We start from the raw sequence: 22,770 nt of genomic DNA, 5'->3' as shown, positions 1-22,770 counted from the left end.
ACTCATATGATTAACTAGGTTGGAAGTCACAGAAATATTAAATGTGTCTTGACTCCATTGGATCAATGCTTTGAGCATTGATTCTCTACATTTGAGCAGCCGACGAGAAACAGTAGGCTGACTCATTTGTAGGCGTTCTACAATCTGTGGCTGAGTTAACCCCTGTTGGTAGTAAAGTTGAAGTATTTCCTGGGTTTTTACCTCAAAAGTTTGTAAAGTTTTTAACAAAACAGCCTCAATCTGAGATTGTTGATTTTGTTGATTTTGGGCATCCTCTTGGGCTATCATTTGAGCGATTAATGAGTCAGATAATGGATCTGGCAAATCAAAAGTTGTTGTGGAGTCATTTTCTGATATTGCTAAATTTAGAGAACTAACAGGTGGATACAGATAACCACGCACGTACATAGCTGCTTGGGTTAACCACTGTTCAATTTTCTCTCTGGTGCATTGTGGAGTAGGTTGAGTTAACTGATTTTGGCGTTCACGGTTGTAGAGGTTGACAATAGCTTCCCAAAGTTGGGGTTCTGGTTCTGGTAGTGACTTTGTGCCACCTGGCTGGTTTTGAACATACAGTTCTTTGAAACAAGTCCAGGCTAATCGATATTGGGCAATTAAAATAGGTGATAATCCAGCTTGAGCAAGAGCTTCTAATAACTGCTTTTTGCTTACTTTGCGTAACAATGCCCAATTTGTGCAAATATCAGCTTCCTTGCGTTGGCGTAAAATATCTTTTAGCCGACTGGGAACTGCCATAATAGCATAGGCTTTTAAGCTAGAGCATTTTTCTAGATTAAAATTTTTGAGAATTGTTTCAATTTCAGCATTCGCCATTTGAAAATAATCTGCTAGACTATATTGACTATTTGTAAATTTGGCAATTGTTTTTTTAGCAGCCCAATAATTTGGTTCCTGTAAATAAGCAGATAAATGCATTCTAGCAAGGTTATTAGATTCCTCTCGCCAGCACTTGTGCCAATGTAATGCCCAAAAATTTTCTGAGTTAGGGACGAATGGTGAATGCTCCAAGCAATTTTGAATATTTCGATGTAGTTTGATATCAATCAACCATTTGCTGAATCTGTCTCCTTCCAACTCAACGAAGGTTGAGAACATCTCGATAATTTTTTGACGAGGACGCATAAGTAGTTTAAAAAAATTTAGGTTCTTCAGTAATTATTATGTTAAGCTAATACTTAAACAGGACTTACGCAACTGGCACAAGCAATGGTGCGCTTCGCGCACTGAGCGCCCAAAAATTACACAGAACACATAGCAATATCTGGACGTTTTAGTTGCTCAATTAAATACAGCAGTTTCGAAGTATACGAGGTACACTAAGTATTAGTGCATCAAGGATAACAATGAAACCGTACTCAATCGATTTACGAGAAAAAATAGTAAATGCGTATGAAAGAGGTGATACTTCGGTCAGAAAAGTAGCTGTTCAATTTGGTGTAGCGAAAAGCTTTGTACAAAAGCTCCTAGCTCTCAAGAGAAACCAAGGTCATTTAGAACTCAAAAAGCAAGGTGGGACGATAAACGGTAAATTGGATGAGTACAGTACCGAATTAGCCAAAATGGTAAAAAGCCATCCTGATGCAACTTTATCAGAATACTGCGAGTATTTTGGAGAAAAATAACGTTTAGGTATGTGCAAGTGTAATGTGCTGTGCATTGCAAAAACAAAAACTAACAGGAAAAAAAGACTTCACGCAGTAGTCAAGGAAAAACATAAAAAGTCCAAAAACTGAGAATAGAGTATTGGGAGAAAGTAAAACAAATAGATCCAGAAAATCTTGTTTTTATCGATGAAATGGGTGTTTTACTTGGTTGAACTCGAACTCATGCTAGAAGCGAACGCGGCAGTAAAGTGTATGTGACAAGATAATATTTTTAATCTCTAATTCCATTTGATTTGCGTTCTCTTATATCGTTTTTAGTCTAAACTCCAGTAATGAAAATAGCTAACGGAAAAATCAGGGCTTGCCAAACCCTTAAAATCTCCTTTTCCACATGTCCTGAAAAGTCAGGATTGTTTTCAAGGAATCAGTCACGAGTTTTTTTAGGAATCAACTGATTTAAAGATTCTATCTTTTTGTGATTCCAGCAATTACAAGCGTCATTTGATTATGCCAACATCATTTAACCAAAACGATGCTTATCATCTATTTGTCAAACATCAACAGAAAGTTATGAATTCGATAATTCCCCTTATACAAGAACAGCGATGGGGCGTGATGTTGAAATTTGAGGAGATAAACCCAGACAGATTTGCTCAGTTGGTGACAGATGCTCCATAGTGGACTGAATGGATGGTTTAATTTACTACTCAAGCTATAAAATAGTTGATTATTATTGTGTGGATGGTCAGGATTGCAATATCCAAAGATTTATAGTGAAGCTATCCTTTTGCTGTTTCTTGAACGATTAAATCAACAACATCTGACAAACGCCCCGTTCGTTTGTAAATTTCGCGTTGTCGTGTTGCACCATTCCCGAACTGCATCGTTGTATGTACAAGAGACGAGACTTCATCCCATTCTCCGTACTCCTCAAGCGATGGACGCACGAAGGTGAGAAAGTTCTCAACCATCTGCCGCGCTGGAACGGCTCTCATAGTGCTAAGGTCGATTAAATCCTCCTCTAATCCATAACGTGCGGCACGCCAGTGAGCAACACGTACAAGTTCGTGGCGGACTGCGGGAAACGGTTTATCACTCATAGCTTCAAGATAGCAAGTTCGTGCTAAAGCGCGTACAAGCCCTGCCACCATTACTGCTTCGTCTATCGTCTGGCAGACATCAGTCACTCGAAACTCTATTGTTGGAAAGCGCTCAGACAAACGGACATCCCAATAAATCTTTGTCGCTTCCGCTACACTTTTTGTTTCCATTAGAGCTTGTACAAGTACTTCGTAGTCAGTTAAGGACTTGAAAATGAGTGGGACTCCTGATATTGGCCATCGGTTCCAAATTTCAGTCCGATAACTTGCATAGCCTGTATCCGTACCTAGCCAGAAAGGTGAGGATGCTGCTAGTGCCAAAAGTGGAGAAAGCCATATACGGGTACGATTCATCACGTGGATGGCGGTGGAGCGATCGCTAATTCCCACATGAACATGACAGCCAAAGATGACTAGTTCACGGGTGAGTTGTTGATAATCTCGCATCAAATCTTGATAACGTTCTTTGGGCGTGATTTGCTGTTCATCCCAATGTGAGAACGGGTGCGTCCCAGCAGCAGCAATTTGCTTACCGTCCTTGGCAGCCGCCGCAATCACTTCGTATCGCAAACGAACAAGCTCAGAGCGTACATCTGCAAGTGTTCTACAAATGGGTGTACCAATTTCTATCTGCGATTGCTGGGCTTCTGGCTCTACTTCAGAGCCAAGTGCTTTCTGGGCTTTTGGTAGAATCTGCTCCACACACGAACTCAGTTCCCGTGTCGTCGGATCGATAATTTGATATTCCTCTTCGACGCCGATAGTAAATTCTTCAGTCTGAGATGACATTACGTAGTGTCTCCTTTGCTCAAGCGGCAGGTGTAGTTGGTAAATTTTGGTGAGAATCAAAGTAGAGGCTGCTCAATTCTTCCAGGGAGATATCAGTATTGGGTTGTAGATTAAGAAAGTAGGGATGAATTGGCAGTCGTCGAGCCTGACGGCGTACTTGTGCTGAAGACACAATCTGCTCGATCGCACTCAGGTAACTTTGGGCTGTTGTTTCCCAAGTGTAAATCTTCAGTACTCGCTGGTGACCAGCTTGGGCAAAATGTTGCCACTGTTGTTCATCGCATAGCAACTGCTCTAAACCCCGCGCAATATCGGCAGGGTCTTCTGGATCGACGAGTATGCCATATTCGCTATCTTCTTGTTGCAAGCTCTCGCTCGGGCCGCCATTCTGAGTTGCTACCACTGGCAACCCAGCAGCGGCTGCTTCTAAGGGAGCCAACCCAAAGGGTTCATAGAGTGCAGTCAGCGCAAACACCGAGCGGCGTTTAGCCATAAAGCGATAGGTTGCAGCTAATGACTCTTGCGATTGATCTAATAAACCAAAAGCACTTATCTTGCTCCACAAGTCGTTTTCTTCAATCACCTCCCGGATGGGTGCTAATACCTCTTCGCTCATGTCGTCGCTAGCCTTATTGCGTAGCGGATCGTCTAGCCCCCCTGTCAGCAGAACTAAGTTAGCTCGTTCCTGAAGTGTTTGACTGATTGCAAAAGCTTGCACTAGCCCTAATAGGTTTTTTTTAGCCTCTAATCTACTGGATGCTAAGATAACGGGCAAATCTCGACGGAACTCAGCGATATCCCGTGCTAATCGCTCCTGAATTAGTTGATGAATATCTTCTTCATTTTGGGAATGTCTGTTAGTATCGAACGTTGAGAAATCTACTCCTGGTGGAATCACCACAAAGTGGCTGTCATCATTTACGTCCACTGCATCACGATAGACTTGATGAGAGTACTGTTCAAAGCGTTCCTGTTTTGTACTGGTGATATTCATAGCCGAGTAATTCATGCTCAGACGTTCGGCTAGGATGCGGTATCGGAAATGGAATTGTTCATCTATTTGTGCTAGATTCTCTGGAATCACCTCCAGCTTGTCCATCTTTTGGGCACCGAGAGAATGAGCAGTAAACGTGAAAGGTATACCTGTCTTCTGTTCAATCAAAACGCCACACAGCCCTCCATCGCCGTAGTGGGCAGTCATCACATCAGGTAACCTACCCTGCTGTTGATAAAATTTCAGGATGTTGGGTACCCAATCACTAATCAAATGAGACCATAAAAATTCTTTTGGCAAAAATTCTTTTGGGCCTGCTGGTAATCGGATGATGCGGACGTTATCAACGTCTGGATAAGTGTCAAACTCTTCAGAAAACTCTGGCCACTCCGGGTCAATAATTTGGCGGGTGAGAATATCAACTTTGTGACCCTTTTGAGCTATGGCTATGGCGAGTTGCTTGACGTAGATCAGCTGACCCCCAAAATCTGAATGTTCCGTTATATGACTATTACTTAAATCAAAGTTACCTTGAGGGTTGAGAAATCCAATGTGCATCGCCCACTTCCTAATACAGGTTAATTTCCGCGTTTAAACTTCTGCCTGAAGACGGCAGCAAAAAAGCTTGGCGAGCCTCCCTAGCTTCCCAAGACTCAATAGTGCACGCAGTCAGACTGTACATGAGTGCCATCAAAAAGTAATTTAAACAGCTTGTACAGATTTTTTTGACGCACACTCAACTGATTGGCACATTTTCCTAATTCTTAAGTTAATCACTACTGCTGTTCGCTCACATATACCAAATGACATAAACTGCTTTATCCGAATGGCACTCTTATTAAGCTAAAAGCCTTGAAAAATAAGGATTATAAGCACCCAGGGGACTTTCCACGGGGTTTAGGTACAACAGCAGGTGTACTAATGACTCCTAAAACTCCACCCATAGCTTGAGCTACCTGTCCTGGGGTCAGTTTAGCTTGGGGCTGTTGCCAAGGTAGAGAGTTGTCAGTCACAATATCACGGGCTAACCAAAGTTGCCAGGTGATCAGTGGTAATAAATCACTCCAAGACTGACACTGTTGTGGGATATTTAGCTTAGGAACAGTCCAATGCAAGCGTTGCTTGGTGAAGCGATACCAATGGTCAACAGCAAAACGTTGCAGATATAGTCGCCAAAATTCAGACAATTGACGCATGGAGAGTCCAACCCATGCAAGCCATAAAGGTTTGGATTTTAATGCGGAATTTTCATTCAAGCGCTGTACTTGAATCAGGTGCATTTTGATCTTAGGAGATTGCTGAAAGTGAAGATTAAGCCACAAACGTAATCGTAGCAACCCCAACTTTGGGTCTTTGACCTCTACAAATTGATCAGCTCTCAGGGCGAACGCATCTAAATTATACTTGGTCACCACCGAAAAATCAACAAAAAATCAGTATTTCTCGTTTGATTTGTTTTTTAACCCTCAAAGCGATCGCTTAATTATTTGTCAATAAACAAGGCTTAATGAGATTGTTTTTCGAGCTATTGAGAATATATCTCTCTTTTGTCACTCTCGGAAAACAATAATCGAAGCAAGATTCTGAAACTTTGATTTAGTCGAGCTTTGAGCCAATATTATCTAACAGTAACTAAAGTTGGTAGCCAAAACTGGAAAACTAAAGCTCCCAAAGGCTTTGAGCGATTGGCTTCTCCCAAAGTGACAAAAGCGGTTGATGGATGATGTGTCCACGATGGATGGAAGAAACGGAATCCAAAGTACGAAAAAAGCTTATACTCACATTGTGTCTTGAGAGTTAAGACCCTTCCCTCAATGGTGTATCTTCGCCCGTACAAAAGCGTGGTTCTGGGTTGTGACGGTGATGGCATTGGTGAAGCGTTAAGACGTTATCCCGTTTAGAAGACTGTATAATTCCGTCAACCTGGGTCAAGGCACTCTCTCAATTTTGATACTGCTTGAGACTAGGGGAACTAAAATGAAGAAAAAACAAAAGTCTTGAGTTCCAAATCGTCAATCTGTAGCTAAGGCATCTAAACTTGATCCGATTCACCCTCATGCTGCTGGTATTGATATTGGTTCCCAGAATCATTGGGTGTACGTACCGTCAGGATGTGCTAACGAGTGCGTCCGGCGTTTTGGTTGCTACACGGCTGATTTATACGCTATTGCCGATTGGTTGGCTAAATGTGGAGTTGAGACAGTGGCAATGGAATCAACTGGTGTTTATTGAATTCCGTTGTTTCAAATCTTAGAGACTCGCGGCTTTGAAGTCAAACTAGTGAATGCTTACCATATAAAAACTTTGCCTGGACACAAGACAGATGTTTTAGACTGTCAATGGTTGCAACAGTTGCACAGCTATGGACTGTTGTCAGGTTCTTTTCGCCCAGAAGACGAAATCTGTATTTTACGTAGCTATATTCGTCAACGTGATAGTCTCATCAGAAGTGCCAGTGTTCATATTCAACGGATGCAGAAAGCTTTGACTCAAATGAACATACAACTGCATCAAGCAGTCAGCGATATTACAGGCACGGCACTACAGGTATGGCAATCATACGAGCTATCGTCGCTGGTGAATATGACCCACAAGTACTTGCAGCTAAAAAACATCACCGTGTTAAACGTAGTGAAGCAGAAATTGCAGCTGTACTTCACGGTGACTACTGAAAAGAACATTTGTTTGTCTTGCAACAAGAATTACATCTCTATGATGTCTACCAATGGCAAATCGCTGAATGCGACCGTCAGATTGAGGATTGCTTAAGTCAATTTAACGACAAAATTGATATTTCCCAGTCTCTCCTTACTCCACCAAAGCATATTCGCCACAAACCTCAAGGTAATGAACCTAACTTTTAAACAATCTTTATTAATAACTCAAATTCACCTAGCTGCTCATCAGCCTCGCCATTATTTTTCAACTCAAGGAATGGAAAGCAAAGAACGTTTACAGCTAGTTTACGTTGATGAATCAGGAATAGATAATAGAGAAGACTTTTGTGATGGATGGAACCCCAAGAGAAAAAGGTCAGAATATCCTGTGGTGATTCTGCCAATCTATAATGCAGCATTATATAATGTTAACCCGAAACCTGTTTTACACTGGGTTAACTCGTGTCAAAAAATTAGCGATCATTGTTGGAGCCAAAAAAGCGATATCTATGGCGGTGCGCTCCACCCAGAACCAACAGCGCTACACACGGTTACAGCAGAGGTTACTTCACTCAGGACTGAATTGGTAAGTTGTAATTTATTGGCAATAGATTTTGACTATTAAAAATAAAAAAGTGTATTGAGCTATTTGATTCAGGACTTACACAATAATTGCTAACTTCGCTTAATTTATCAAACCGCCAAGACGCCAAGAGCGCCGAGAATTCGTAGACTGTACGTAAGTCCTATGATTTATACTTTTAAATCCCCTGGTTAAAGAAAAGCCGAAAAGTTTGTATGTCCAGCCTCAGTTCAGACAAAGCTTTGCATCTATTTGCAAGTCCATTGGTCAGTATCCTTTATTAAAGCCAAATGAGGAAATTACTTATGCAAGACTTGTATAACAAATTATTGCCATTGAGCAATCTAAAGATAAGCTCACTCAACAGCTTGGCAACAATCCAACCCCACTTGGCGCGATAAATGCAGGCGATCGCTTGGATTACATCTGATTGTGCGTTTGAGGTCATAACTAATTTGGAAAAAATTTTAGCAGAGGTGTCGATTTAAAATTGCCCTTCGACTTACTCACAAAAGGAAAGAACACAGGTAAAGCTTGATTGTATTTAACATGATCAAAAAATTTTTGGCAGAGATGTCGATTTGAGCAATTGTCGTTCGACTTAATTACAAAAGGAAACAACGGAGGCAATTCAATGAAATATGTACTGCTGATTTACGTTTATAGCGATCGCCACAATTGATGCCATCCATTCTACCCAAGCGAGATTGTGAAGGCGCTTGCAAAATGAGTCTTCGGAATGTTGAGCTAGATTGAAGCAACCACAGGTGGGTCAGAGCAGAAGCTAGAGCAAGCCAAACAAATAATCAATGGGAAATCTGTCAAGAAGTTCAAATCAAGCTGATCGTAACCGTTCGATGTCTCGCATCGGTGGTGCACCGAACAAGCGGGAGTATTCCCGGCTGAACTGTGAGGGACTTTCGTACCCAATCTGGTAGGCAGCAGAGGTTGCATCACAATCTTCCGTCAACATCAGGCGACGGGCTTCTAACAGTCTTAACTGCTTTTGATATTGAAGTGGACTCATTGAGGTCACTTGCTTGAAGTGCTGATGAAACGACGAAGTAGACATCCTGACCTGCTTTGCTAAGTCCTCGACTCGCATCGGCTGAGTAAACTTAGACTTGATCAGTTTGATCGCTTCAGCAATTCGCTGCATACTGCTGCCAGATGTAGCAATTTGACGCATGGCTTCGCTTTGTTCCCCCATCAGCAGACGGTAGTAGATTTCCCGAATGATCATCGGTGCCAGCATGGGAATATCCTGTGGCGCATCTAAGAGCTTAGTGAGGCGAAGGGCACAGTCGAGCAGCGTAGCATCAACATTGCTCACAAATAAGCCTAGAACGGAGTTCTCTTTCTTCGCTGAACTAAAATTCATTTGAGCAGCCATTTCACAAAGTTGCATTGGATCTAGGGTCAGCTTTAATCCTAAATATGGCTGATCAGTTGTCGCCTCAACAATACACCCACCGATGGGGAGATTAACTGAGACAACAAGACATTGCCCTATCTCATACGGATACGTTTCCTCTCCCAGCACAATTTCTTTCTTGCCTTGAACGAGAATGGCCAGACGCGGTTCATAATCCTGGTAAATGACGGCAGATGACACATCGGCTCGTAAAAAGCTCAATGGTGCGATCGCAGTTGGATAGACAAGGTTACCATTGGGTTCGGTGTGCCGTGCCACTAATGCCGCCAGCGCTTGGCACCGATCTGCAACAACCTCAGAATTGCGGATTTCGATTGTCATCGTAAAGCCTCGACTCATTCAATGCCCTACACGATTATAGAATGTCTTCAAGCGAACCATGCTGGAGAATTAGGCAAGGATCGAAGAGTTTTAGGCATTGGAAACGCTGGATCGAATGAATAGGATGAAAGCATCTCAAGGGAGACCCTAAAGAGTCCGAAGAACGATGCCGCATTTATTTGCTGAAACGATTAAAAAATTCTTGGAGGAAACGGCAATCCGTCTAAACAAACTTTGTCAGCAGTTTTATACTTTTGAATTCCTCAATAACAACTGAAGCAATCAGCAGGAGAACCTATTTATGCAAAATATTCCCCAACGAATGAAAGCAATGGCTGTGGACGAGTTCGGTCGTTCTGCCAAGCTGACGTTGCATACCTTACCCGTGCCTACGGTAGATGTGGGCGAAGTTCTGATTCGCATCGAGACTGCTGGAGTTGGCATCTGGGATGAAATAGAGCAAAAAGGCGATTTGCCATATAACGAAGTTCACTTTCCGCGTGTGCTGGGTGGCGAGTGTGCGGGCACGATCGCTGCGATTGGCGACGGTGTGGAACGATTTGCTGTTGGCGATCGCGTTTATGTTCACAACTTTATGAACGATAAGGGCGGCAGCTATGCCCAATACGTCGTCGTCTCCGAGAAAACTGTTGCGCCGATGCCTGATGGTCTCGATATGTTGATGGCGGGTGGACTACCCATTGCTGGTCTGACGGCACTCAGTAATTTGCAAGCGCTAGGGACGGGCAACGAAACCAAATTGATGCTGTGGGGCGCCAGCGGTGGCGTGGGTCACGTTGCTCTGCAACTGGCTAAACGCATGGGTGCGAACGTTTTCGCGATCGCATCGGGCGCGGACGGCATAGATCTGGCCAAGCAATTGGGTGCCGACGAAGCGGTAGATGGACGTGCCGACGACGTTGCACAACGCGCCCGCGCTTTTGCACCCGACGGCTTCGATGCTGCGCTGGTTCTGGTGAGCAGCGACACCGTTCAATCCACGCTGAGTTTGGTGCGTCAGGGCGGGATCATCTCCTTTCCTAACGGCGTGCCCGAACCCAAAGCGCCCGACGGGGTGGAACTCAAGAAGGCAAATGCCGATCCGACTTTGTTAGACCAACTCAACCGATTGATTGATATGGGTGAGTTTCAAGTTCACATCGCGCAGACATTTGGGCTGGAAGAGGCTGCACAAGCGCAGGACGCGATGAAACAACACTATCTGGGTAAAATCGTACTGCGTGTGAGTGGCGAATAAGCGCTGATTGAATTTCCAGCTTTTGCAACAACGTTACTCTCAACAAACTCTCACATTCTTCATTTCGACATTTTTGTAGGAAAAATACCGATGAATCTCACTGACAACACCATCCTGATCACTGGCGGCACAAGCGGCATCGGTCGTGCGCTTGCCGAGGCTTTCTATCAACGCGGTAATCAAGTCATCATTGCGGGTCGTCGTCAACATCTCCTCGACGAAATCACCGCCGCTCACTCCGGTATACACGGGATTCAACTTGACGTTCAAGACCCCGCGGACATCGAAGCCTTTGCGTCCCGCATTCAAGAGCAGTTCCCTAAACTCAATGTTCTGATCAACAATGCCGGAATCTCTAAAACCGAAGACCTCACCTCAGACTCGATCAATCTCTCCGTGATCCAGTCTATGATTCAGACTAACATTGTCGGTGTGCTTCACCTCACTGCGGCACTCCTCCCGACTCTCAAACAGCAGCCGAATTCAACGATTATCACCACCACCTCTGGCTTGGCTTTCGTTCCAATGAGTGGATTCCCAACCTATTGCGCGAGCAAGGCTTTTCTGCACTCGTGGTTGCAGTCGCTCCGCGTTCAGCTTCAAAAAACCTCCGTGGAGGTTCTTGAACTCGCCCCACCCTATGTACAGACGGAGCTTGGCGGTCCTAGTCAGGCAAATGATCCTGCCGCAATGCCACTCGCTGACTTTATTGCTGAAGTGATGCAGATTCTCAGCACTCCAAACCCACCCCAGGGCGAAATCCTTGTTAATCGTTCCAAAGCATATCGATTTGCTGAAAGGAACGGTGATTATGAGCAAATGTTCGCGAGCTGCAACGAACAATGATCGGCGCTGGGAATCTATCATCTCATGTCCGACTAATCACTTGTGATTACTGTATCTGTGCAATAATCCCAAAAGTCTCTTTCCCCCTGCCCCTGTTCCCCTACCCTCTAAATGATAAGTCTTTAACAGGACATAATATCACTCAACAGGAGAGGGCTTAGAGCGCACGCAGCGACATCAATGAGAAATAGACTCTGGTAATTGCTTTCGTTAAATTACTAAAAAATTCTTGGAAAAAGTAGCTATATGTCTGAGCAAACGAACCTTGGTGGCAATTTTACGCTGCCGAACACTTCAGTAACAGTGAAGCGCATAGGTTATGGTGCCATGCAACTCGCGGGTCCGAATGTATGGGGTGCGCCGCGAGATGTAGATGCAGCTGTTGCTGTTTTGCGCGAAGCGATCGCGCTTGGCATTAATCATATCGATACGAGCGACTTCTACGGACCTCACATCACAAATCAGATTATCCGACAAGCGCTGCATCCCTACCCGGAAAATTTGGTGATTGTGACCAAGGTTGGGGCGCGTCGTCCTGAAGATGGATCATGGGTTCTTGCGATGTCGCAGCAGGAGCTGACCGAAGCGATTCACGACAACCTGCGTAACCTCGGACTCGATGCGATTGATGTTGTCAATCTCCGCTTGATGGGTGATGGTCACGGGCTATCGGAGGGTTCTCTTGCAGAGCCGCTAACGACCTTAGCTGAACTTAAAGAGCAGGGATTAATTCGTCACCTCGGTTTGAGCAATGTCACACCTACACAGTTCGCAGAGGCACAAACGATCACGGAGATTGTCTGTGTGCAGAACCAGTACAACGTGGCACACCGGGAAGATGACGCTTTCATTGACGACCTAGCGAAGCAGGGAATTGCTTATGTGCCGTTCTTCCCGCTGGGTGGGTTCACGCCGCTACAATCTTCGGTACTTGAAAGCGCCGCTAAGTCTTTAGACGCAACACCGATGCAAGTAGCGCTGGCATGGTTGCTTCAGCGCTCCCCCAATATTTTGCTGATTCCCGGCACGTCATCGGTTGAGCATCTGCGTGAGAATATCAAAGCTGCGTCACTGCAACTTCCACAGCAAACAGTGGCTGATCTGAACGCGATCGCTCCCTCAGTCCTCATTTAGTTATTTTGTACTACTTTACATACATATTATCTACCACTTTGTCAATATTTAGATGCGTTTGCCCTGAAGGCATTTCTAACTTTGCACCAATATTGCTGTTTTGATAATATGGAACTTTAACATTCTTGGATCAGAGGAATGGTAACTATGAACTCAGTGCCTTGTCCTGCTTGGGCAATAAATTTTAAAGAACCGCCATGTCTTTGGGTAACAATTTGGTAGCTGATAGAAAGTCCCATTCCTGTACCTTTACCAACAGGCTTGGTGGTAAAAAAGGGGTCAAATAGAAGTTTTTGAACAGACTTTTCCATTGCTTCACCGTTGTCGGCAATGCAGATAGTAAATTGATTGTTAGAGATTATTTCTGTGTGAATACGAATCTCTAGAGAAGTCAATAGTCTTTTGTCTTTAGTCACTGATTTAGAGCATCGGTGAGAGGTTAGAATCTCGGACTGTCTAATCAGTATTTAAGAGTTTGAAACTCAAGCATAGTAAGAAGTTCCTAATGTTGATTAACCAAAGCTTGTATTGTGCTAACTGGATTACGATGAAGACGAAGTTTTTGTTGACGAGGAGCTTCAGCTAAAGCTAATCTCTGACGTATAAAACCTCCGCAATTAACACTTCTCTGTTGGTCAGACGTTTGTCACTAAAATCATAATTGCAGTACGGGTTTGCTTCTAATAGTTTCATTTGCACTCCAAAATACGACACTATAAGCACCTTATATTAGAGGGCGCAAATCATCTTAAGTTCAACGGATTGGTTCGCGATAGTTTATCGCGAACCAATCCCCTTTTCCACATCCCGTGAAAAGTCAGGTGGGCATCAACTCTTTCAAGCTGTAAACTAGCTCTTGGGCGTGGGCAAGCATTGTATTGCTAACTTCCGAATACATTTCACGCCTTTTCTCTCATGTTTTTAGCTGTCTAGGCAAATCGAACATTTGCGATAGCCGAAGGCTTAAGCTTTGCTTATCGCCTCCGGCGGGCGGGTACGCCATCGCATCTCAAATGACGCTTTGTGCGTCATTTGAGCATCTTGTCGTTCTGAAAATTATCTACCCAGTATTACGTATTAAAATAGTCTTATTAATTACTCCATAAGCTTTAACTAGCATTCTTGTTTTCCTATTATATTTTGCGCTCTTTGTTTATCTATTTACGGGTTTATTCGCTTAGGTGCAAGCTATGAGAGAGCGCACCTCTAATCTTTGGGCTTGCTGACTTGTTAAGGGTAATTCTCCCAGAATGCTTTTGAGGGTGCAACGGTGTCCTGCTGCTGTGCCCGCGACTGTTGTGATAAAAAAGTTCCCACTTCAGGCATTACATGTCAACAAGACTCTTTAATTATCAATAAGCTGGAAAATAGTCGCATTAATTGCTGCTTATTGACAGAGATTTAGGCGTTGGCGTAGCCCGCACTTCGACAAAGCTCAGTGACTACCGCAGGCCTCGCTTTGGGCTTGAAAAACAAATCAAACGAGAAACGCTGATTTTTTCGTTGATTTTTCAGATTGGTCGTGATCAACAGTAATTTAAATGCGTTTGCCCTGAACTCCAGTCCGTCAATAACTGCCGCCCGCGCCCGATCCACTGCTAGAACAGTCACCGCCGCTACTACTCGAACTACTGCTGTCACAGCCGCTACTACTGCCGCTGTCACCGCCAAAGCTGCCGCCTGCACCGCTGCCACCGCTATCACCACCACCGAAACTACTACTACTGCCTTCACTACCTGCGCTACCACTATAGTCACCGCTAGAACTGCCACTGTCGTAAACATTGCCAGCGTTGCTACTGTAATCATTACTGGAGGTGTTACTGGTTTGGATGTAGTTGTCGCTGCTTCCATCATGCCAACTAGAACGACGACGGGATCTTCTGCTAAAAATTGCACTAGCAATTAAGATCGCAAACCCAACAAATATCAGCACTAACAGTATATTTTTCATATCACTCTACTTCTTTTTAAGAGTTTACTGTCTTTGAATGAAGAGACTCCCTAGTATTACAAGTTCCCCTAATACGAATGGTAACCTAGGTTGATTAGAGCTATCTTTCGGTGTCTTTCTGATCTTATTTGATGTTGGGATATTAAAACTATGAGCAACACCATTCAATGCTGTTACCAGTGCCTTAATTCCAGCCAACGTCCCGCCATCATAGTCACCTTGTTTGAGTCGCGGTGTTATATTGTGTTGGATAATGTTGCCAACACTCGCATCAGGCAAAATCTTTTTGAGACCGTAGCCAGTTTCAATCTCTACGCGGCGATCACCTTTGGAAATCAACAACAACACTCCGTTATTTCGCTCGGCTTTGCCTATTTTCCAATGCTTGAATAAAGCCGTTGCAAACTGCTTGGGAGTTTTAGCAGGGGAAGTCTCAGGTACAGTTACAACAGCAATTTCACTGCCATTTTTTGCTTCGAGGTTTGAAATCAGCTTATTGAGTTCAGCTTCAGTTGAAGGACTAAGGACATTAGCCATATCGGTCACCCAACCACTGTTAACTTGTCGTGGATTTGGTACTTGCTGCACACTTACAGCTAAACTAGGAGAGGAGAGAGTGATAACCGATAAACTTAAAAAACCCACACAGCAAGTTTGTGTAATTATAGGTGTTGTCATATGGCATTGTTTTGGTTATAAGGGTTTGAGGGGTAATGCATACTGCTTACTCGGATGTACTGCAATTGAATCTGATTGAGTTCTTACTTACCATTAGTTACTCAAAAACATGGTTATTTATCCTTGAAAATTCAATGGTTTCTGTTTTTAAAGATGCACGACTAAAACCAGAAATATTTTTTTAAGCAAAAATATTAGCTACAATCATTCAGTTAATCAATTCATTTTTTCACTCAAAACTAGTTTTATTTTTATTATGACTTTAAACTCGTTTTGAGCTATATCTCTATTATCTAGTTGGCATTCAAGATTACTAATAAAAAAAATCAAGAAATTTACAAATTTTTATCGAACTAAAGAAGGCTGAGTTCAGCAAAGTTCGCCAACTGATTAAGAGTACATCAAATTTATGTCCTTGCCATATCACTTCAAAGCTGATGTTCTCGCTATATTCGTAAACTTTATTATCCATCCCATTCCAACCAGTGATAATATGATTGTGAATATATGCATTTTGTTGGATGTTACAGAGGTTTGCCGAGACATACTTTTTTAAATTAAATGAAGAATCGTTACTTTCCAGCAGTGCTTTTTGGCGAGAAATTGCTGCTATGTTTTGACTAACGTAGTAGGCGATCACATTATTGAGTAGGCTCAGTGCTTCTCTAATTAGTTGTTTGATTTTCACAGTGATTTAGTCCTTTGGATGGTGGTGTTCTGTATCAATACCTTTGCCAATTTACGAGGATGAGTTGATGTAATAATTGTCATTTATTTTTCGAGAATGATTCACTTGTAGTAAGGGCTTTAGCCCTGCTTTTATGCAACTTAAATGCTCATTAGCTTATTAACTCCCTTTTCTCTAAGGTTCAGCAAAAACAATAAGTCTTAAAAATTCCTTTAAGGTTTTTTAACGTATTGCCATTCGTATAAAGGGTTTGAGAATCCGAGCTACCTTGCAAGCTAAACGCTCATCTATGGGTCATTTTGCCAGTGGAAGCCAAAGTTTTTGTAAACTATTATTTTGGCAAAGTGTATTGAGACATAAAACCCATTTTCTTAAAAAACTAGATTGTTTATTCAAAACGTTCAATACAGGTACCTTATATTTTAATCGCACGTTTGTTAATTACTTAGTGACTAGATACACCTTTACAAGAGGTAAACTTACTCTTGATATTCTTATCCACCAAGACAAAATCGTAGCCTGTGGCAGATTGAGTGTTAGGTTGAACCTTGACTAGTAAGGATGTACCGCCACTACGATCGCCAGAAGGTAAAAATCGCACCTTTCCTGTTGCCCCACTCATTTCAAACCAGTATCTGTACAAAACTTTTTGTAATCCTGTTCGTGTGCCATCACTCTTTTTTAACCCATCAACAATCACAAGTGTGGCATCGTAAGCCGTAGCAGTGCGCCAAGTGACAGTAGTCGTTCCTCCACCCCACAGTTTTGTGGCATTGTTAGTAAAGCGATCGCTACACGATGAGGAGGTATGCCAAGGCACTGCCAGTGCCATACCGTTAACATCTGCTTTTCCAGACAAGAGCGTTTGGGCTGTGTAAAAGGTGGGACTGCCAAATAAGGTTAGTTGCCTTTTATTAGCATGTGCCACTGCTAGGGCAAGGTCAATTTTGTCAACATGGGGGGCAAGTAGTAAGCCATCTACACTTTCTTTCTTGATTTGAGCTATCACTGCATCGGCGTTGAAATCAGGAGCCGAAAAATCACAGGGGATAGGGATGAACCTGCCACCATTCTGTTCAATGGAGAAGGTGAACTCAGTCCTGAACGACTTATTATCTACTGCTTTGAAATCCGAACACATGGCAATTCGTTTTTTGTGCGCCTTGTTAATGGCGTAATTAGAAAGGGTATCTGCCACAAGACGAATGTCGGGAACCGTGCGGAATATATAGTTGTCACTTTTTTGATCGCCAATTTCTGTCAAACTCTTGGCAAAACTGGTTGGTGAGATCATCACCAACTTCCCTTGGTACTCTTTGGCACTAGCAACGGAAACATCACTGGCGTTATGTCCAATCACTGCCAGAATCTGACTGTCCTCGACAAACTCATGTGCAAGTCCCCTGCTGACATCAGGACTATTTTCATCATTAGCAATCTCCAAGAGCAACGGCTTGCCTTTGATGCCACCGTTGCGATTTACCTCATCCTGCGCCTGAGCCACTCCCCGTAAAATCTCCTGTGCCACATTGGGATTACTGCCAATCGGAACACTGACGGCAATTTTGAACGCACTGCCATTACCAACTTTGGCATTATTCCAGTAAATCAACGCTTCTGGATCGTTGCGATTTTGTTGTAGTGACTTGTGAAAATTATTCTTTGCAGTTACAAAATTATGGGCACGAAATTCTTTAGCTCCTGCTTCCTTATCGGCATTTGTAACTCCATGTACTAAAATCTGCTCTCCTAAGCTAGTGCGGTGTGGTTTGAGAAACAGCCATGCGATCGCCAATACCCCTACAATTCCTAAACCTGCAAGCATTAATATGACTAAAGGCATTTTATATGACTTGGGCCAGCGGAAATTCGCATCTTTTTCAGCGGGATTTTGATAAATTATCGGTAACCAAGATGCACACGGAAAGTCTCCTTCCATTCCCTGCAACTGTTCGCGTGCTTTTCGCACCGACAGGAAAAACGATTCACCTTGGGAAAACGTCTTGAGAAAGTACCGCAAAAATGCCTGCGCCACCGCATCAGGTACAGGCTCCCGCATCACAATCACCTGAGGAATTTGCAAATCTGCCAAGGAGCGTGCTAACCCTAGCCCATCACAAGAGTTGAAAATGGCTAGCTTCAAACCATTTTGCACGGCACATGTCAATGCATATCGCACCTCGTCAAGCGGTAGACTCTCAGTGTCGTTGATCTGAATTTGTCCCTTCCCTTCTTGAGTAGAACTGTGACCCGCAAAATAGAGAATGTCCCAAGGTTGGTTCCACAGTTGCTCTGAAAGTTCCTGTCGTCGAGGTTTTGAAAGCAGGGTAATTTTTGCTCTTGGTAACTGCTCTAGTAGCGCTCGGTCTTGCTGAACATTAATGCCTAAGCTACTACCTAAGATTGCCAAGATTCTCACCGGATATCTTAGAGGTTTAGCAGGTGGGGCATACTTAGCACTAAGCGCCATTTCCGCCTTGGGGCGGCGCTCAAATAAATTCCACAAATGCCAGGGCAGCTTGGCAAGTAGCATATCCTGAGTTTGCAGGATAACCCGCGCAGGCTGATCTTGTCTGATTTCTTCCTGTACCTGTTCTCGCAAATCTCGAATAGGTGTTTGGTTGAGCCATTCGTGCAATCTAGCTTGAAGTGCACAAGCGGCATACTCAGACTCGTCCACATGGGAAACGTTCGTGATTTGGGGGGGAACCTCTATTCGCATTCCTCCCAAACTATAGTAAGCTGTTTGCCAACGGTGATAAAGGTCAGGAATTTCCGGGGCTGGGGGTAACCTGCCTGCAATTTCTGTGACACTCTGTTGACCTTCTTCTCCAATCTGAAGCATGACTGGGAATCCCTGCTCAAAATTACCCTCTCCAATTTTGAAGACAACTAGCTTACCCACGATCAGTCCCTTGGCTTAATTCCAAATTAAATGATAAAGTTTTCTGTGAGGCTAGCATTATCCAGCGATATTCTGATGCTAAATCCTTCCCCAAATTCAGCAGAGAATTTGATCTGAATATAGTTATCTCGTTTTCTGGCTTGTGTGTCTAAAAAGACAGTGCCAGATTTATCTAGTCCAGTAAGTTGCAGACCTGCTGGTAGATAACGTTCACTACCCATTGGGTACAACCGCAGGAGAACCGCTACTCGCTGTTCTTTGTTGGGCAAAATTGCTACCATCAGGGCAACAGCGTGACCCGCAAACTGCATCCCCAAATCCATCACTCTCCTCATGCCTGCTGCAGGATGGTGAGGAGCGAACACCCACAGAAGCTCTGCTGTTGTCCAACGAACTTCTTCATCCTCTGTATCATTTAGCAGGTGAATTAAAGCTGTAGTAAGGTCCTCGTTTTCAAGGGTGCGATTCTGACTGACATATAATTGCTCAACCATTTGCCTAAGGGTTTTGGAGTCGTCTAGGTCAACTCCTCTAACCGAAAGAGTGCGAAATCCTAAAGCTAAGTCAGTATTTGTGTTGCCCAAAAGTTCTGCAAATGTTTGCCAACCTGCCTCAAAAACGTTGTCAAACCATTGACTTAATCGCACTAATCTGATATTTTTTTGATGCAAGCGGATGAGTAATGTTTCTAGTGGTTGCAACTGTTCGATAGGAAGTAGTTGCTGTGATATTGTTGGTACAAAACCCAAGACTGTTGCTTCAAGGCAAGTCTTATTCAAGAGTACAACAACATAACCAATCCGGTCTGACCAAGTATCAGGCGGAATGTAACAGGTGCGTTTGCAATTTTCAATCGGGCGACACTCTAAGTGTCCAATTTCGGTTACTTTCAAGTCAGCAACATCAGAACACAGTCGCCCAACAGGATTCCAGCTATAGCTAGCTTCTAGCTCAGTGGGAATATCGAGTATTTCCAAGTATTTACGCACTGCTAGCACTGCTAAAGTATTCATGTATACTCGCACCGCCTTTTCCAGTGTAGGTTGCTCATGGGCAAATTGCTGTGCTGTTCGACGCTCTAGCTGAGAAAGGGGAATAGAGATCGTAATGTCTTTAGCGTTTGTCGAAGTCATGGAAGAATATAGGGTTTAAGGAGAATAAAAGCTAAAAAAGCGCAAATCCCAACTGTGTAACCCATGAAGAGAGAAAGCATTTGGACTCTTTACCTTAAAACCAGGTTTCTCATGGGCTAGACAAAAGAGGTGGTTTTGATATTGGGTGTAGGGCTGTTGTGTGTAGTAAGTTGGAGGCAAAGAAGACGGGGAGAAGTTGTTTTGATTAAGATCACCTTTGAACCCAGTAAAGAAACCATACATACATCCACCTCCTAAACTTATTAGCAAAAAAACAGCCATGTAGTTAGATATTGGAGCGCAGTAGCGATTAAACCAACCCATAATATTAAGTTCGCCCCGCATCCGCCGTAGTTCTTCCTGATGGCTCACAGATGTTGTGTGATACCACAGACAATAATAGAACCAAGCTTCACGCGCCTGAACTTCCTGGTAAAAGTTTCTTGTTAGGTGATCCTGCGGCGCTGAGACAATTTGCCTTAATTCATTGGACATACTGAATGTGAAGTCTGAATTTATAAATTTTTAAGATTCTAGGTAACCCTGTGATTTGCCGAAATTTAGCAGACGCGGAAAGCATTCTCGTTGGTAGAATGTGCTCAGAGAGGAAATTCCTACTCTAAATTCTTTAGCTAATTCCTCCCAAGTTGTTTCAGGAGGTAGACGGCGTTGAATCAAGACTTGACAGTTAATGTCTGGGCGATCGCGCAGGTGAATGCTACGCAGTAAACTGCCCTCAAACTCAACCCATTCCAGAATGTCTTCCAAAATAGGTGGTGGAGCTGGTGGTGCAGGTATGTTATTTACGGGATCTAGTGATTCATCAAAATCGGATAAGTAAGTGTAAGCGGCGATCGCATTTGACGCTGCTTTGATGCGGATGTCCTGAAGTCTGTGTTTGAAATAAGCGTTTAGCCATGTGATGACGCTTGCCCGTTCTGGATTGTAAGCATCGCCTGTTGTGGCTTCACACAAATTGCGGCAGAAGTACAGCCAGGTTTGCTGGATTGCATCTTCGTAGTCAGGCACTCCCACTCTAGATAGGAGTTTACCTGATTGTTGAATCCTCCAAATAATTTCATTGAGTCCTTTTTGACGTTCTAGGCTTAAGCGTGGATGGTAACAGGTTTCTACAACAAGCTGTTCCAGTTGCTTGTCTAATGTATCCATGCTGCTAATCTGATTAAAGGTGGAATTAGTCATGATTGAAAGCTTTGCCTGATCACCCAAAAACCATTGCTTGTAATTAAGCCTAATTTCATCATGTTTTACACAAATATAATCAATGCCGCTAAACCACCCAGCCCTTCCAAGGCGGTTCTGCAACGGGTTTTATATATACTTTCAAACTCCTCTGTTTAATCTGCTATATGTTTTTCAGGCGAATTAAGGAGATTTTACACGATTCTTTACAAATTGTTACATTCAAATTTTAGCAAACGAGATATTGCCCATTAAGAAAGTTAATGTACAAATTTGCCTATTTTCACTACAGAGTGCAAAGTTTTGTCTGAAAACTTAAACTGGTAGGAGGTGGAAGACATAGGCAACCACCTCTTACCTTACTGATAATAATTATCAGTAATTACAAGTAGGCTTTTGATTTTTGTTGTAATTCCTCCAGGCATAGAAACAGCCGTTCGCGATTAAGTTCTGGAACATATCAGTCCGAAAATTGCCTTTTTTTGTCGGAGACAAGACTTCACAACAAAGGAGTTTAAGGAGTTGTGTTGGTAAGATTAAAATCACTAAGAAACTTGCATCTCGTTTGGGAATAGAACTATATCGCCGATTTAGCCTCAAATCGAGCGATTTTGTCTTGTTCAGCATCGTTGGCTCTTGGTGAATGGCATACACAGGCACACAAAACTATTCGCGAGGGTTCATTGCGAAGTATAAGAGGAAGAGAGTTTGTGTGATTTATTTACTTATCCAAAAGTGGATGCGATGAAGCCGTTTAAATACGCACACCTGTGTTAATTTCTGTCTGACATTCGGTGGAGATGTATCCACCTTCTGGACTTGACAATGATAGGTGCTATGGCTTACTTCTATCCTGGTCATTACCTTGAGGTCTTTTTCTGCATCTTGGAATGATTCGTTTGCTGCCAGTAATAAACAGCACTTTTTTAATAATGGGCTAAACCGCCTATACGGCTCAATCCTCATCCTTCTGGATTGCTGATTTTATTTATTTTTTGACTTTTACTTTAATTCTTACTGCTCGCTTTACTTATGTAAATGCATAGTCTTAATTTTTATAAACTTTTTGGATTTATTTACTGTTTTCTCTGTATGCCAGTCTTGGGTGCGGAATGTAGGTTAAAAGTATTATTAAATAATAAGTTTGATCGCCTAAACTTCTTTTTTAAATTGTTAAAAACCTTGAATCTAGACTTGCTTTATGCTGTGTTATGATAATTGCCGCCAGAAAAGTTTTAGGGGATTCAGGGTAAGCCTGTTACTACTTGACCATATTCCTTTTAGACATTCTTCTGTAAATCTGAAATGTCACAGGCTTGGTCAACTTCATGAGTGAGGTCTTCATCGTCTGACCTTAATAACTGCTCCAACTCAGGACTTACGCAACTGGCACAGTGCGATCACTACTTTATAGTATTTATGTACTATAAGAAAGTGGCGTACTCAGAGGGGATGGCTGAAATTAGT

At 43.0% G+C, this 22,770-nt stretch carries 21 protein-coding genes and 4 pseudogenes; 10 read left to right on the top strand and 15 right to left on the bottom strand.

The genetic code is table 11. From position 1 onward, the window contains the following. Positions 1 to 1,143: sigma-70 family RNA polymerase sigma factor (locus V7L20_RS04095; RefSeq protein WP_334742840.1), on the bottom strand; the 1,143-nt coding region annotated here is incomplete at its 3' end. A 221-nt stretch (positions 1,144 to 1,364) separates the two neighbouring features. Here V7L20_RS04095 and V7L20_RS04090 point away from each other — a divergent pair. Both V7L20_RS04090 and V7L20_RS04085 read left to right on the top strand, forming a co-directional pair. Continuing rightward, positions 1,365 to 1,643, top strand: coding sequence for an IS630 transposase-related protein (locus V7L20_RS04090; RefSeq protein ID WP_334742839.1), 279 nt, complete (start codon positions 1,365 to 1,367; stop codon positions 1,641 to 1,643). Between the two features lie 489 nt (positions 1,644 to 2,132). Continuing rightward, positions 2,133 to 2,303 (top strand): hypothetical protein, encoded by a 171-nt coding sequence (locus V7L20_RS04085; RefSeq protein WP_334742838.1) that lies wholly within the window; start codon positions 2,133 to 2,135, stop codon positions 2,301 to 2,303. Positions 2,304 to 2,404: 101 nt separating this feature from the next. Here V7L20_RS04085 and V7L20_RS04080 read toward each other — a convergent pair whose 3' ends face one another. From V7L20_RS04080 to V7L20_RS04070, 3 genes are all read right to left on the bottom strand, one after another. After that, positions 2,405 to 3,514 (bottom strand): carboxylate-amine ligase, encoded by a 1,110-nt coding sequence (locus V7L20_RS04080; RefSeq protein WP_334742837.1) that lies wholly within the window; start codon positions 3,512 to 3,514, stop codon positions 2,405 to 2,407. Positions 3,515 to 3,533: 19 nt separating this feature from the next. Then, a complete protein-coding gene (locus tag V7L20_RS04075) occupies positions 3,534 to 5,066 on the bottom strand; it encodes a glycosyltransferase (RefSeq protein ID WP_334742836.1) in 1,533 nt (510 codons plus the stop codon). Positions 5,067 to 5,374: 308 nt separating this feature from the next. Beyond that, a complete protein-coding gene (locus V7L20_RS04070; protein ID WP_334742835.1) occupies positions 5,375 to 5,920 on the bottom strand; it encodes a hypothetical protein in 546 nt (181 codons plus the stop codon). A gap of 682 nt (positions 5,921 to 6,602) precedes the next feature. Here V7L20_RS04070 and V7L20_RS32485 point away from each other — a divergent pair. The 4 genes and pseudogenes from V7L20_RS32485 to V7L20_RS32480 all read left to right on the top strand — a co-directional run bounded on the left by V7L20_RS32485 (position 6,603) and on the right by V7L20_RS32480 (position 8,070). Next, a complete protein-coding gene (locus V7L20_RS32485) occupies positions 6,603 to 6,740 on the top strand; it encodes a hypothetical protein (RefSeq protein WP_442943504.1) in 138 nt (45 codons plus the stop codon). A 6-nt stretch (positions 6,741 to 6,746) separates the two neighbouring features. Further along, complete coding sequence (locus V7L20_RS04065; RefSeq protein ID WP_442943503.1) at positions 6,747 to 7,277, top strand: IS110 family transposase; 531 nt, start codon at positions 6,747 to 6,749, stop codon at positions 7,275 to 7,277. A gap of 252 nt (positions 7,278 to 7,529) precedes the next feature. Further along, positions 7,530 to 7,755: pseudogene (locus V7L20_RS04060) on the top strand (ATP-binding domain-containing protein); the annotation flags it as partial. Positions 7,756 to 7,959: 204 nt separating this feature from the next. Further along, positions 7,960 to 8,070: a sigma-70 factor domain-containing protein gene (locus V7L20_RS32480; RefSeq protein ID WP_442943502.1), complete on the top strand. Its 111-nt coding sequence runs from the start codon at positions 7,960 to 7,962 to the stop codon at positions 8,068 to 8,070. A 513-nt stretch (positions 8,071 to 8,583) separates the two neighbouring features. Here V7L20_RS32480 and V7L20_RS04055 read toward each other — a convergent pair. After that, on the bottom strand, positions 8,584 to 9,504 hold the full coding sequence (locus V7L20_RS04055) for an AraC family transcriptional regulator (RefSeq protein WP_334742834.1): 921 nt from the start codon (positions 9,502 to 9,504) through the stop codon (positions 8,584 to 8,586). Between the two features lie 301 nt (positions 9,505 to 9,805). Between V7L20_RS04055 and V7L20_RS04050 the strand changes: the two genes are divergently transcribed. The 3 genes from V7L20_RS04050 to V7L20_RS04040 all read left to right on the top strand — a co-directional run bounded on the left by V7L20_RS04050 (position 9,806) and on the right by V7L20_RS04040 (position 12,742). Beyond that, positions 9,806 to 10,762, top strand: coding sequence for a quinone oxidoreductase family protein (locus V7L20_RS04050; protein WP_334742833.1), 957 nt, complete (start codon positions 9,806 to 9,808; stop codon positions 10,760 to 10,762). 90 nt (positions 10,763 to 10,852) lie between these two features. Further along, entirely contained in the window at positions 10,853 to 11,608 is a 756-nt protein-coding gene (locus V7L20_RS04045; protein ID WP_334742832.1) for an SDR family oxidoreductase, read from the top strand. A gap of 246 nt (positions 11,609 to 11,854) precedes the next feature. Continuing rightward, complete coding sequence (locus tag V7L20_RS04040) at positions 11,855 to 12,742, top strand: aldo/keto reductase family oxidoreductase (RefSeq protein ID WP_334742831.1); 888 nt, start codon at positions 11,855 to 11,857, stop codon at positions 12,740 to 12,742. A gap of 116 nt (positions 12,743 to 12,858) precedes the next feature. Here V7L20_RS04040 and V7L20_RS04035 read toward each other — a convergent pair whose 3' ends face one another. The 9 genes and pseudogenes from V7L20_RS04035 to V7L20_RS03995 form a co-directional block, all read right to left on the bottom strand. Continuing rightward, positions 12,859 to 13,158: a sensor histidine kinase gene (locus V7L20_RS04035; protein ID WP_334742830.1), complete on the bottom strand. Its 300-nt coding sequence runs from the start codon at positions 13,156 to 13,158 to the stop codon at positions 12,859 to 12,861. Positions 13,159 to 13,943: 785 nt separating this feature from the next. After that, a pseudogene (locus tag V7L20_RS04030) lies at positions 13,944 to 14,074 on the bottom strand (ISKra4 family transposase); the annotation flags it as partial. A 69-nt stretch (positions 14,075 to 14,143) separates the two neighbouring features. After that, complete coding sequence (locus V7L20_RS04025; RefSeq protein ID WP_334742829.1) at positions 14,144 to 14,647, bottom strand: hypothetical protein; 504 nt, start codon at positions 14,645 to 14,647, stop codon at positions 14,144 to 14,146. Between the two features lie 73 nt (positions 14,648 to 14,720). After that, entirely contained in the window at positions 14,721 to 15,374 is a 654-nt protein-coding gene (locus V7L20_RS04020) for a TPM domain-containing protein (RefSeq protein ID WP_334742828.1), read from the bottom strand. Positions 15,375 to 15,687: 313 nt separating this feature from the next. Beyond that, positions 15,688 to 16,062: a hypothetical protein gene (locus V7L20_RS04015; RefSeq protein ID WP_334742827.1), complete on the bottom strand. Its 375-nt coding sequence runs from the start codon at positions 16,060 to 16,062 to the stop codon at positions 15,688 to 15,690. A gap of 445 nt (positions 16,063 to 16,507) precedes the next feature. Continuing rightward, positions 16,508 to 18,967 carry an ABC transporter substrate-binding protein gene (locus V7L20_RS04010; RefSeq protein WP_334742826.1) on the bottom strand — a complete coding sequence of 820 codons (2,460 nt, stop codon included), beginning with the start codon at positions 18,965 to 18,967 and terminating at the stop codon, positions 16,508 to 16,510. A gap of 26 nt (positions 18,968 to 18,993) precedes the next feature. Beyond that, positions 18,994 to 20,100, bottom strand: coding sequence for a DUF1822 family protein (locus V7L20_RS04005; RefSeq protein WP_334742825.1), 1,107 nt, complete (start codon positions 20,098 to 20,100; stop codon positions 18,994 to 18,996). A 15-nt stretch (positions 20,101 to 20,115) separates the two neighbouring features. After that, complete coding sequence (locus V7L20_RS04000; RefSeq protein ID WP_334742824.1) at positions 20,116 to 20,595, bottom strand: hypothetical protein; 480 nt, start codon at positions 20,593 to 20,595, stop codon at positions 20,116 to 20,118. Between the two features lie 30 nt (positions 20,596 to 20,625). Then, positions 20,626 to 21,303: a sigma-70 family RNA polymerase sigma factor gene (locus tag V7L20_RS03995; RefSeq protein ID WP_334742823.1), complete on the bottom strand. Its 678-nt coding sequence runs from the start codon at positions 21,301 to 21,303 to the stop codon at positions 20,626 to 20,628. A 420-nt stretch (positions 21,304 to 21,723) separates the two neighbouring features. Here V7L20_RS03995 and V7L20_RS03990 point away from each other — a divergent pair. Next, positions 21,724 to 21,898 (top strand): annotated as a pseudogene (locus tag V7L20_RS03990) (ISKra4 family transposase); the annotation flags it as partial. Positions 21,899 to 22,062: 164 nt separating this feature from the next. Here the strand turns inward: V7L20_RS03990 and V7L20_RS03985 are convergent. After that, a pseudogene (locus V7L20_RS03985) lies at positions 22,063 to 22,272 on the bottom strand (ISKra4 family transposase); the annotation flags it as partial. Positions 22,273 to 22,770 lie beyond the last annotated feature (498 nt).

The organism is Nostoc sp. (genome assembly GCF_036916735.1).
Taxonomy (GTDB): domain Bacteria; phylum Cyanobacteriota; class Cyanobacteriia; order Cyanobacteriales; family Nostocaceae; genus Nostoc.
This window is presented reverse-complemented; position numbering and strand designations above follow the sequence as displayed.

Coding starts and splice junctions, on each gene's coding strand:
- V7L20_RS04000 (WP_334742824.1), bottom strand. CDS start 20,595: ATGTCCAATGAATTAAGGCAAATTGTCTCAGCGCCGCAGGATCACCTA.
- V7L20_RS04085 (WP_334742838.1), top strand. CDS start 2,133: ATGCCAACATCATTTAACCAAAACGATGCTTATCATCTATTTGTCAAA.
- V7L20_RS04040 (WP_334742831.1), top strand. CDS start 11,855: ATGTCTGAGCAAACGAACCTTGGTGGCAATTTTACGCTGCCGAACACT.
- V7L20_RS04075 (WP_334742836.1), bottom strand. CDS start 5,066: ATGCACATTGGATTTCTCAACCCTCAAGGTAACTTTGATTTAAGTAAT.
- V7L20_RS04020 (WP_334742828.1), bottom strand. CDS start 15,374: ATGACAACACCTATAATTACACAAACTTGCTGTGTGGGTTTTTTAAGT.
- V7L20_RS04005 (WP_334742825.1), bottom strand. CDS start 20,100: ATGACTTCGACAAACGCTAAAGACATTACGATCTCTATTCCCCTTTCT.
- V7L20_RS04055 (WP_334742834.1), bottom strand. CDS start 9,504: ATGACAATCGAAATCCGCAATTCTGAGGTTGTTGCAGATCGGTGCCAA.
- V7L20_RS03995 (WP_334742823.1), bottom strand. CDS start 21,303: ATGACTAATTCCACCTTTAATCAGATTAGCAGCATGGATACATTAGAC.
- V7L20_RS04045 (WP_334742832.1), top strand. CDS start 10,853: ATGAATCTCACTGACAACACCATCCTGATCACTGGCGGCACAAGCGGC.
- V7L20_RS04050 (WP_334742833.1), top strand. CDS start 9,806: ATGCAAAATATTCCCCAACGAATGAAAGCAATGGCTGTGGACGAGTTC.
- V7L20_RS04090 (WP_334742839.1), top strand. CDS start 1,365: ATGAAACCGTACTCAATCGATTTACGAGAAAAAATAGTAAATGCGTAT.
- V7L20_RS04080 (WP_334742837.1), bottom strand. CDS start 3,514: ATGTCATCTCAGACTGAAGAATTTACTATCGGCGTCGAAGAGGAATAT.